Annotated in this window: 11 protein-coding genes; 5 read left to right on the top strand and 6 right to left on the bottom strand. The window is 47.9% G+C overall.

Features of this window, described 5'->3' with window-relative positions; genetic code table 11:
* Window positions 1-127 precede the first annotated feature (127 nt).
* The 3 genes from pgsA to ccoG form a co-directional block, all read right to left on the bottom strand.
* Window positions 128-688 (bottom strand): CDP-diacylglycerol--glycerol-3-phosphate 3-phosphatidyltransferase, encoded by a 561-nt coding sequence (gene pgsA / locus HMPREF2608_RS07100; protein ID WP_003679552.1) that lies wholly within the window; start codon window positions 686-688, stop codon window positions 128-130.
* A gap of 675 nt (window positions 689-1,363) precedes the next feature.
* Entirely contained in the window at window positions 1,364-1,930 is a 567-nt protein-coding gene (locus tag HMPREF2608_RS07090) for a FixH family protein (protein ID WP_053091033.1), read from the bottom strand.
* A 3-nt stretch (window positions 1,931-1,933) separates the two neighbouring features.
* A complete protein-coding gene (ccoG, locus tag HMPREF2608_RS07085) occupies window positions 1,934-3,418 on the bottom strand; it encodes a cytochrome c oxidase accessory protein CcoG (RefSeq protein ID WP_070826452.1) in 1,485 nt (494 codons plus the stop codon).
* Window positions 3,419-3,862: 444 nt separating this feature from the next.
* On the opposite strand from ccoG, the gene tkt reads away from it, so the two are divergent.
* On the top strand, window positions 3,863-5,842 hold the full coding sequence (gene tkt / locus HMPREF2608_RS07080; protein ID WP_070826451.1) for a transketolase: 1,980 nt from the start codon (window positions 3,863-3,865) through the stop codon (window positions 5,840-5,842).
* 66 nt (window positions 5,843-5,908) lie between these two features.
* Here tkt and clpA read toward each other — a convergent pair whose 3' ends face one another.
* A complete protein-coding gene (clpA, locus tag HMPREF2608_RS07075; protein ID WP_070826450.1) occupies window positions 5,909-8,188 on the bottom strand; it encodes an ATP-dependent Clp protease ATP-binding subunit ClpA in 2,280 nt (759 codons plus the stop codon).
* A 3-nt stretch (window positions 8,189-8,191) separates the two neighbouring features.
* Window positions 8,192-8,503, bottom strand: a complete 312-nt coding sequence (clpS, locus tag HMPREF2608_RS07070; RefSeq protein WP_003679561.1) for an ATP-dependent Clp protease adapter ClpS — start codon at window positions 8,501-8,503, stop codon at window positions 8,192-8,194.
* A gap of 257 nt (window positions 8,504-8,760) precedes the next feature.
* Between clpS and HMPREF2608_RS07065 the strand changes: the two genes are divergently transcribed.
* From HMPREF2608_RS07065 to HMPREF2608_RS07050, 4 genes are all read left to right on the top strand, one after another.
* The gene (locus HMPREF2608_RS07065) at window positions 8,761-8,964 is read left to right on the top strand and encodes a cold-shock protein (protein ID WP_003682902.1); all 204 of its coding nucleotides are present in this window, start codon (window positions 8,761-8,763) and stop codon (window positions 8,962-8,964) included.
* A 75-nt stretch (window positions 8,965-9,039) separates the two neighbouring features.
* Window positions 9,040-9,255: a hypothetical protein gene (locus HMPREF2608_RS07060; protein ID WP_003679564.1), complete on the top strand. Its 216-nt coding sequence runs from the start codon at window positions 9,040-9,042 to the stop codon at window positions 9,253-9,255.
* Between the two features lie 84 nt (window positions 9,256-9,339).
* Window positions 9,340-9,786 (top strand): SsrA-binding protein SmpB, encoded by a 447-nt coding sequence (gene smpB, locus HMPREF2608_RS07055; RefSeq protein WP_003679566.1) that lies wholly within the window; start codon window positions 9,340-9,342, stop codon window positions 9,784-9,786.
* Window positions 9,787-9,857: 71 nt separating this feature from the next.
* Window positions 9,858-10,298: a hypothetical protein gene (locus HMPREF2608_RS07050; RefSeq protein WP_070583965.1), complete on the top strand. Its 441-nt coding sequence runs from the start codon at window positions 9,858-9,860 to the stop codon at window positions 10,296-10,298.
* 72 nt (window positions 10,299-10,370) lie between these two features.
* On the opposite strand, the gene HMPREF2608_RS07045 is transcribed toward HMPREF2608_RS07050, so the two are convergent.
* The gene (locus HMPREF2608_RS07045; RefSeq protein WP_070826449.1) at window positions 10,371-10,856 is read right to left on the bottom strand and encodes a DUF4189 domain-containing protein; all 486 of its coding nucleotides are present in this window, start codon (window positions 10,854-10,856) and stop codon (window positions 10,371-10,373) included.
* Window positions 10,857-10,996: the final 140 nt, after the last annotated feature.

Below are 10,996 nucleotides of genomic sequence, written 5' to 3'. Positions count from 1 at the left end.
CAAGGTTGCGCTCTACCAACTGAGCTATTCCCGCTCTGATATTTGTTGCTTCGTATATCGAAGAAGACGCAATTATTATGGATTTAATCGCGTGCGTCAAGTGTTTTGTTTTTATTTTTTAAAAAATTTATTTGAATTCTTTCCATGCCATTTTCAGGTAGTAGCACATTGACCAGATGGTCAATACAGATGCTATAAACATCAATATGTTACCAATGAGATAGAAAGGGTCGTTATATTTGTCCGTACCGATAAGCAAAAGGAAGATGGCGATCATTTGGGCAGTAGTTTTGAATTTGCCGATAGTGGCCACTGCAACGCTGCCGCGTTTGCCCATTTGTGCCATCCATTCGCGCAAGGCGGAAATGGTAATTTCTCGTCCGATAATAATCATGGCGAAGATGGCGTATGTTCTACCAAGGCTGACGAGCAGAAGTAGGGCAACAGCAACCATGAGCTTGTCGGCAACGGGATCGAGGAATGCACCGAAGTCGGAGGTTTGTTTCCAGCGGCGTGCTAAAAAGCCGTCAAACCAGTCTGTAATAGCGGCAAGTGCAAAGATGATGGCGGCTGTCCAGTTGACGGTTTGTGGTTGAATCCATGTGTTCGGTAAATAGAATAGGATGGTGAACACGGGGATTAATAGGACGCGCATCCAGGTAAGTAAAATAGGTATGTTCCAAGGCATGGTTTGGGATCTTTTGGATGATGTGTCGGGTTGTTCATTATAGCTTATTTGTTCACTCTGCTTTTTGAAGTGTTGTTTTTTTGCCGACAAGTATCTTGGGCATAGATTTTTGTCGTGTGGGTTGTGAAGAAAATCTGCTAAGGCCGTCTGAAAAATAGGCTGTTGCGGGGTGTAAATGTTTTTGGGTAGAAAAGTAGCTGCGAAATAGTGGGCAATAAGGTCTGCCTGCTGTTCGATATTTAATTGGTTAATGTGGGGTAAGGGGATGGGGTAGGCGTAAGCTTTGCGTTTTCTGTATCCGCCTTTGAGCATGATGAATAGGCCGGAAAGCCAAACTTTGTGACCGCGCTGGTGTTGCCAGACATGTGTCAGCTCATGAATCAGCCAAATTTTGTAGGCTATGCCGGCTTGAGTGAAATCTTCGGGGCAGTGTTTACGCGGAAAGTATATGTTTCCATTGGGTGCAATGGCGGTATTGGCGTTGGGTATAAGTGGAATGCCGCGATATATTTTGATGCGGTGGAAGTTTATGCTGTCCGCAAAAACTTGTTTTGCCATACGGACTTCGTTTTCGGTCAGTCTGCGCCAATTGGAAAAAATCATATTTTAAAGAATGATAGAGGGTAAAAAGATTTTCAGGCCGTCTGAAACTTTCAGACGGCCTGAATATGGGATTTATTGTTCTTCTGAAGCGGCTTGTTTGCCGTTGTCGAACAATTTGTCCATGGGTGTCAAGTTGACTGCATTGCCTTGGCTGACTATCCATTTGTTTTCAACACGCCATACGCCTGAGGCATCTTCAACGCGCAGGTACCAATGATTGGTTGGGCGTAAAGGTTTAAAGACGGCTTCGTATTCCATGCGGCCGTTTTGTGGTTCGGCTGTTACGGCGCGCAGCTTGACGGTTTGGTCATCGGCTTTGCGCGTTGGGTGCATCAACAATAGGTTTAATGGCTGTTTGGTATCGAATTGTCCGCTGACGAATACTTTGGCGGCGTTCATATCCGGACTGATTAAGACCTGCACCTGAATTTGCCGTTTAACGGCTTCTTCATCGCGGTGAAGTTGGATTTCGATGTGTTTGCCGTCTTTGTAGTAATCGTCAGACACCAAGTCTGTCGTATGTTCTTTTGCGACGAAGAACATGGAAACGCTGGCGATAACGACGAAGATGGGGCCGGCCATCAGCACCCAGGGCCAAATATGTTTGTACCAAGGTTTGATTTTGGGTTGTGGGGACACCGTTTATTCTCCGATAAAGGTTGCTTTTTCTTCTAAAGTAGTCGGTTTGGAGTCGGCAGAGCCGGTCTCGCGATAGATAAAGGTAAATTCAATCGGATGGCTGCCTTTGTCAGCGTATTCGGGAATGGTAGATACCTGTACCGGGATGGTAACGGTTTCCCGCGGCGCAATTTTAATACCGTTTTCAGGCAGGCCGGTCAGCGCGATTTCATCAAAGCCTTTGACGGTTGCGGTCATCAGTTGTTCGTTTTCACTATTGTTGATAATGCGCAGGTTATAGGCATTTTCCAACCAGCCTTGGCTGTTTTCGCGAACCATGACGCCACGGTCTTTCAGGATATCAACTTCGACCATTTTTCGGGTGGAAATGCCGACCAGGAAGGCGATGATGACCACCAGGAGTACTGCGCCATAACCAGCTACACGCGGACGTTTCAAGCGTTTTTTGATGTCGCTTTCAGGGTATTCGTGTTCCAACGCGCCTTCGGTCGTATAACGGATTAAGCCGCGCTCGTAGCCCATTTTGTCCATGATTTCATCGCAGGCATCGATACACGCCGCGCAGCCGATACATTGGTATTGCAAACCGTCTCGGATGTCGATACCGACGGGGCAGACTTGCACGCACATGGTGCAGTTGATGCAGTCGCCCAAGCCGCTGTCTTCTTTGTTGACGGTTTTCTTGCGTGCGCCGCGCGGTTCGCCGCGTTCGGTATCGTAAGAAATAATTAGCGTGTCTTTGTCAAACATTGCACTTTGGAAACGTGCATACGGACACATATGCAGACACACTTTTTCGCGCATGATGTGGGCGAAGAAGAAAGTCATGAATCCGTAAAATGCTGCGGCAAACATTGCGCCGCCGCCTGCTGCTCCGGTGAATAAATCGGGAACAAATTGGCGGATCGGGATAAACCAGCCTGCAAAAGTGATACCTGTCCATGCGCAGACAAGGAAAATCAGCAAGTATTTGGTGGCCTTAATGCGAATTTTAGTAAAGTTCCAAGGCGATTTTTCCAGTTTTAGGCGTTTGTTTCTATCGCCTTCGACCAAGTTGTCAATCCACAGCATAATTTCGGTGTAAACTGTTTGCGGGCATGAATAGCCGCACCACAAACGACCGGCAATGGTTGTCCACCAAAACAATCCGAATGCGCAAATCATCAGCAGCAAGGCAAGGTAAATCAAATCGCCCATACCCAGCGACAGTCCGAAAATGAAGAAATGACGGTCAGGGATATTGAATAAAACCGCCTGACGGCCGCTCCAGTTGAACCATGGAATAACGTAAAATACAAACTGGGTCGCCAATACGGCGGCGATACGCAGTTTGGCAAAGCGTCCTTCCGCCTTTTTGGGATGGATGCGTTCGCCTTCGGGATGGATTTGAATCACGCTGGATTTGGGTTTGGAAGGTTTGGGCGCAGTAGCTTTTGCTGTTTTTTCTGTTGAGGGGGTGGTGTTTTCAGCTTGGTTTTCTGGTGACATTTCAGTGTTCCTTGATGAAGTGCACACAAGCCTGTTGTCATGGTAGTAGTTTGATGTGAATATTTTCAGACGGCCTTTCGCGTGCATACAAATCATAACATTTGACTCTATTCAAAGCAAAAGAGGGACTTCGTCTTAACGATGGATTCCTTGCGGCCGTTTGATGTAGGGCCGTCTGAAAAGGGCAGTATTCAAAGGTTTACAAATCAGTCTGTATGCAAACTTATAGTGATTTGCTATTTACACGATAAAAATATATAAAGCACTGTTTCAAAACGAAATAACAGTTAATATCATCTATCCTGTCCGTTTCGGGCAACCGAGTGGAAACAGGCCGTCTGACAAAGCGAATATCAAAAGCTATCCTTGAAAGCACGGCTGATTCAGGCGATAATCGGCACACCTTTTTTCATATTTCCAATCTTGTCCAAGGAAGGTCAAACCATGTCTCAACTGGCAAACGCAATCCGTTTCCTCTCAGTCGATGCCGTACAAAAAGCCAACTCAGGCCACCCGGGTGCGCCTATGGGTATGGCGGAAATGGCGGAAGTGTTGTGGACGAAGTTCCTCAATCATAACCCTGCCAACCCGAAATTCTACAACCGCGACCGTTTTGTCCTCTCCAATGGTCATGCTTCCATGATTCTTTACAGCCTGTTGCACCTGACCGGCTACAACGTCTCCATTGATGATCTGAAAAACTTCCGCCAACTGCACAGCAAAACCCCCGGCCATCCAGAATACGGCTACACCGACGGCGTGGAAACCACGACCGGCCCATTGGGACAAGGTATTGCCAACGCAGTGGGTATGGCTTTGGCCGAAAAAATCTTGGCTGCCGAATTTAATAAAGAAGGCTTGAACATCGTTGACCACCACACTTACGTCTTCATGGGCGACGGTTGTATGATGGAAGGCGTATCGCACGAAGCCTGTTCGCTCGCCGGTACTTTGGGCTTGGGCAAACTGATTGTTTTATATGATGACAACAATATTTCCATCGACGGTAAAGTGGACGGTTGGTTTACCGAAAATATTCCGCAACGCTTTGAAAGCTACGGCTGGCATGTGATTCCAAATGTAAACGGTCATGATACTGATGCCATTCAGACGGCCATTGAAGCGGCCAAAGCCGAAACCGGCAAACCTTCCCTGATTTGCTGTAAAACCTTAATCGGCAAAGGCAGTGCCAATAAAGAAGGCAGCCATAAAACCCACGGTGCGCCTTTGGGTGCGGACGAGATCGAAGCCACGCGCAAACATTTGGGTTGGGCTTATCCTGCGTTTGAAATCCCTCAAGAAATCTATGCTGCATGGGATGCAAAAGAAAAAGGCGCGAAACTTGAGGCCGAATGGAACGAACTCTTCGCTCAATATCAAGCCAAATATCCTGCCGAAGCCGCAGAATTCGTGCGCCGCATGGATAAAAAACTGCCTGAAAACTTCGACGCTTACGTTCAAGCTGCATTAAAAGAAGTGTGCGCCAAAGCAGAAACCATCGCCACCCGTAAAGCCAGCCAAAACAGCATCGAAATCTTGGCCAAAGAGCTGCCTGAATTGGTGGGCGGTTCTGCCGACTTGACCCCGTCCAATCTGACAGACTGGTCAAACAGCGTTTCCGTTACCCGCGAACACGGCGGCAACTATATTCACTACGGCGTGCGCGAGTTCGGCATGGGCGCAATCATGAACGGCCTTACCCTGCATGGCGGTGTGAAACCATTCGGCGCGACTTTCCTGATGTTCAGCGAATACGAGCGTAATGCCTTGCGTATGGCTTCACTGATGAAAATCAACCCTGTATTTGTGTTCACCCACGATTCCATCGGTTTGGGCGAAGACGGTCCAACCCACCAACCTATCGAGCAAACCGCCACTCTGCGCCTAATTCCAAATATGGATGTATGGCGTCCATGCGATACCGTTGAATCTTTGGTGGCGTGGTCTGAAGCCGTTAAAGCAGCCGATCATCCGTCCAGCCTGATTTTCAGCCGTCAAAACCTGAAATTCCAAGCGCGTGATGAGCAACAGCTGAACGACATCAAACGCGGTGCTTATGTAATCAGTGAAGCTCAAGGCAATGCACAAGCTGTTGTAATTGCTACCGGTTCTGAAGTTGAATTGGCTCTGGAAGCGCAAAAAGTATTGTCAGAACAAGGTATTGCCGTACGCGTTGTTTCCATGCCTTCTACCAATGTATTCGACCGCCAAGACGCCGCCTATAAAGCCGCCGTTCTGCCGGAAGGTTTGCCACGCGTAGCCGTAGAGGCCGGACATGCTGATGGTTGGTATAAATACGTCGGTTTGAACGGCGCCGTGGTCGGTATCAACCGCTTCGGCGAGTCTGCACCTGCTGATTTGCTGTTCAAAGAATTCGGCTTTACCGTAGACAATGTGGTTGCCACTGTTAAATCCGTTTTGTAAATCAGATTTTTGATTGAGATAAAAAGGCCGTCTGAAATTTCAGACGGCCTTTTATTTTTCAGTCGGTTAAACAGTTTCTGCTTCAGGTTTGACTTTGTTTTTCTTGAATTTCAACACGGCTTCTTCTTTTGCCGCATCCCAGTCTATCAGCACAAAGCCGCCTTCGGCGAGTTTGCCGAACAGGAGTTCGTCGGCGAGCGGTTTGCGGATTTTTTCCTGAATCAGGCGGTTCATCGGGCGTGCGCCCATTTGCGGGTCGAAACCTTTTTCCGCCAGATATTTGCGCAATGCCGGTGTGAATTCGGCTTCGACTTTTTTGTCGAGGAGCTGGTGTTCGAGCTGGAGCAGGAATTTGTCCACGACTTTGACGATAATGGGCTCGGACAAGGGTGCAAACGGGATAATCGCGTCCAAGCGGTTGCGGAACTCGGGCGTAAAGAGTTTGTTGATTGCCTGCATTTCGTCGCCGCGTTCGCGCTTGGAGGTAAAGCCTAGGCTGGGTCGGCTGAGGCTTTCCGCGCCGGCGTTGGTGGTCATAATCAGGATGACGTTGCGGAAATCGGCACTTTTACCGTTGTTGTCGGTCAGCTTGCCTGCGTCCATGACTTGTAGGAGGACATTGAAAATGTCGGGGTGGGCTTTTTCGATTTCGTCCAAGAGCAATACGCAATGCGGCTGTTTGTTGACGGCTTCGGTTAAAAGGCCGCCTTGTTCAAAGCCGACGTAGCCCGGAGGCGCGCCGATGAGGCGCGATACGGCATGGCGTTCCATGTATTCGGACATATCAAAGCGTTGCAGCGGTACGCCCATCGAGTAGGCAAGCTGTTTGGCGACTTCGGTTTTGCCGACGCCGGTTGGGCCGGAGAAGAGGAAACTGCCTATCGGTTTGTCGGGCAGGGCAAGGCCGGAGCGCGACATTTTGACGGCGGCAACCAGCGCATCGATGGCATTTTCTTGACCGTAAACCATGTTTTTCAAATCGCGGCCGAGGAATTGCAGCACTTGTTTGTCATCGTGCGACACGGTTTTTTCAGGAATCCGCGCAACTTTGGCGATGACGGTTTCGATTTGCGCTTTACCGATGACTTTTTTCTGTTTGGATTTGGGCAGAATCCGTTGTGCCGCACCTGCTTCGTCCATCACGTCGATGGCTTTGTCGGGCAGGAAACGCTCGTTGATGTAACGTGTGGAAAGTTCGGCTGCGGCTTCAAGTGCGCCTTGCGTATAGCAGACTTGGTGAAAATCTTCAAACATCGGTTTCAAGCCGCGCAGGATTTGCACGGTTTCGGAAACAGTAGGTTCGATCACATCGATTTTTTGGAAACGGCGGCTTAAGGCGTGGTCTTTGTCGAAAATGGTACGGTATTCGTCATAAGTGGTCGCACCGATGCAGCGCAGCGAGCCTTTTGCCAGCGCAGGTTTGAGCAGGTTAGACGCATCCATTGTGCCGCCGCTGGTACTGCCTGCGCCGATGATGGTGTGGATTTCGTCAATAAACAAGATGGCGTGCGGGATTTTTTCGAGCTGTTTCAAGACGGACTTGACCCGAGCTTCAAAGTCGCCGCGGTATTTCGTGCCAGCCAAAAGCGAACCCATATCCAGCGCGTACACTTCGGCATCTTTCAGCGCGTCGGGAATGTCGCCGTTGATGATTTGATGTGCCAAACCTTCTGCCAGCGCGGTTTTGCCTACGCCAGCCTCGCCGACCAAAAGCGGATTGTTTTTGCGGCGGCGGCACAGGATTTGCACCAGCCGTTCCATTTCATGTTTGCGACCAATCAAAGGGTCGATACGGCCGGCTTTGACTTCGGCGTTGAGGTTGACGGTGTAGTCGGAAAGAGAGCCGGTTTTCTGTTCCGCTTCTTCGCCCTCGCGTCCCAGGCCGTCTGAATCATTGCCGTCTTCGTCATCGGGCGAGCCATGGGCAATGCAACGCAAGACTTCAAAGCGCGTAATGGATTGCAATTTGAGGAAATAAACGGCATGGCTTTCAGATTCGCTCATCATGGCAACCAAAATATCCAAAGGCTCTACTGCGGCTTTACCGGCAGACTGGGTATGCACCATCGCCCGTTGGATGACGCGTTGGAAGCCCAAGGTCGGCTGGGTTTCGACCGTATCCAGAAGATGATCGGGAATTTGCGGCGTATTTTCTGCAACGCTGGCCGCAAGCTGCTCGGACAGGACTTTCAAATCCGCACCACACAGTTTTAAGACGTTCGGCACAGCCGCATCTTCTTCTATCAGCACCAAAAGTAGGTGTTCCAAGCTGATAAACTCATAACGGGCGTTGCGTGCTTCACGGTAGAGCAGTTGCAGGATGTGTTCCAATTCGGGTGAAAGCATGATTTAAACCTCTTCGACTATACATTTGAGCGGATGCCCTTCAGCTTTGGCACGTTCCATGACCTGATGCTGCTTGGTCTGCGCAATATCGCGCGTGTAGGTGCCGCACAGGCCTTTGCCTTCGTGGTGCACCAGCAACATGACAGCCACTGCCTGTTCCTGTGCAAGCATAAAGACTTCGGTCAGGATTTCGACGACAAATTCCATGGTGGTGTAATCGTCGTTCAATAAAAATACGCCGTAACGTTTCGGCGGCTGTGTGTTGATATCGCTGAGCAGGGTATCGGATTGGTGGTCGGTATTCGGATGGTTCATAAGCTTAGGTTTCAGTTTTCAGACGGCCTGTTTTAGAGTGTAAACCGTTTTCTGTTGTATTTCGGCAATTTTTTTCTATTTTCCCACTTTTTTGAAAACATAGCTTGACGTTTTGTCTTAACAAATGTAAAAAGACGGTTAAGCAGAAGTTGGCACTCGACCGCGTATGTAATACGTGGGAGAAACGCTGAACGTTTTAGTTTGCTGTATGCCTTGTTTTGCTGATTTTGTTAATTTTTAAGTATAGGAAGTTTCTAATGGCAACCGGTATCGTAAAATGGTTTAACGACGCTAAAGGTTTTGGTTTCATCACTCCTGATGAAGGTGGCGAAGATTTGTTCGCTCACTTCTCAGCGATCAACATGGATGGTTTCAAAACCCTGAAAGAAGGTCAACGCGTATCTTTCGACGTAACCACCGGCCCTAAAGGCAAACAAGCTGCTAACATTCAAGCTGCTTAATTAAATGCGCGGCGTAAGCCGTAAAATCATGGCGGGGTTTCCCGCCATTTTTTATGGGCGTTCGGGTCAAAAATTATGAATCAAAATTCATCTTATCAAAATGCTTTAAACCAGTTAGACGAGCTTATCCGTCATTTTCGCAGCGAAGGCGAAGTCAGCTGCGCCGTTGCCGAGCGTGAAGACCAAATCTTGATCCGCCTTGCCGATTTGAAACTGGATTTGCGCCCTGAAGATGAAAAAGCCATTGCCGATATAGACCGCTTTTACCGTCGCCATGTTTTAAGCGAATAAACGTTTCAAAACCGTTTGCCGTTTTATTTTTTAAGCATGCCTGATAAAATAGGCCGTCTGAAAAGTTTGTAAAGAATCAGCACAATGAGTATTGCCAATAATAAAAAAGCCTTTCACGATTTCTTTATCGAAGACCAAATCGAAGCCGGTATAGTATTGGAGGGATGGGAAGTCAAAGCCATCCGCGCTGCACGCGTTCAATTAAAAGAAAGCTATATCTACTGGAAAAAAGACGCATTCTATTTAGTGGGCTGCCACATTACCGCATTGCCCACTGCCTCGACACACGTCAAACCCGACCCTGTCCGTCCGCGTAAGTTGTTGTTGAAACAATCGGAAATCAACAAGTTAATCGGTAAAACCGAACGTGCCGGTTATACGATTGTGCCCTTAAACCTGCATTACACACGTGGTAGAATCAAAGTGGAAATCGGTTTGGCCAAGGGTAAGAAACAGCATGACAAACGCCAAAGCCTGAAAGAAGCGGATTGGAAGCGTGAGAAACAGCGTTTGATGAAAAACGTACGTTGATTTTTTCAGACGGCCTTTTTGTAAAGGCCGTCTGAATATTTATTGTTTGAAAATTTTAAAAAGGAAAACAGATGAAAACCATGATTTTAGCAGCGGCTTCAGCCGTATTGTTGCTGGGCGCGTGTTCCACTACGGAACAAAGAGTATTGAAACCTGAAGAGCTGACCAGCATCAAACATGTCTGCATCATTCAAAATGCAAAAGTAAGACCGCATGATTTGGATCGTGCTTTGTCTAAAGCTTTGGCAAAACGCGGCATTGGTAGCACTATTGTGACAGCGGACAACCGCAGCAAACTGTATGATTCTTCTTGCCCGTATAACCTGCGTTACAAAACCAAAGGCAATGACGAAATCTTGCGTAAAGGCGTATTTGTGTTGCGAAGCACGAAGTATGCGGTTTCTACTGTCAGCTACTCTTTAAATGATGAAAACCACTTCCGAACCAATCCTGATTTGGTGAAACAGGCTGAAGGTGTTGTGGCCAAATTGTTGGAAAAAAACAGCAAATAAAAGCCAGAATAAAAAACCGGCTTGCCGTGATATGGAGAATATCTGGCAAGCCGGTTTTATTTTCAGACGGCCTTAAATGGATTTGATTTTTTCCCAGAGGGTTTTGACCGTACCTTGATAGTAGGTTTCGGAAGTGCAATAGACTGTTTCTAAAGCGCATTGTCCTTGTGAGCCGTATTTTTTGATACACTGGTTCAAGGCAATTTGATGCACGGTTTTGAAACGTGGGGAGGTAATGGCCACTACGTTTTGAGCAGTCAATTTGCCCATGGCTTTAGGGTAGGCAACAGCGATACAGGTATTGTGCAGTGGGACAACCGTTTTACAACCTGTTGCTTGGCCTGAGCCGATACCGGCTAAGGCATCTTGGCCTTTACAGAATGTTTCGAGTTCGGCTGTCGCATCCAGTTGGGTGGCATTTTCTTTGGTGGTTTTGATTTGCAGCGCTTCATTGCTGTCGGCAGGGTTTTGCCACATGGCCAGGTAGCCGTAAGTATCGGCAGCCAGGGCGGCAGGAGTCAATGCGCAAAGGATAAGTGTCATTAGTGTTTTTTTCATGTTTGTTCCCTGTTTGTTGGGTATTTGTCGTTATTATAAAGCAAAAGTACTTATTTGATATAAATTTGCTTTTAAAATGAATATTTGAGTGTGGCAGATAGATTATAGGCCGAGACCTTTGCAAAATTCCCCAAAATCCC

The organism is Neisseria sp. HMSC064D07 (assembly GCF_001837185.1).
Taxonomy (GTDB): domain Bacteria; phylum Pseudomonadota; class Gammaproteobacteria; order Burkholderiales; family Neisseriaceae; genus Neisseria; species Neisseria flavescens_C.
Note: the sequence above shows the minus strand (reverse complement) of the source record. Positions and strands in the feature narration are given on the sequence as shown.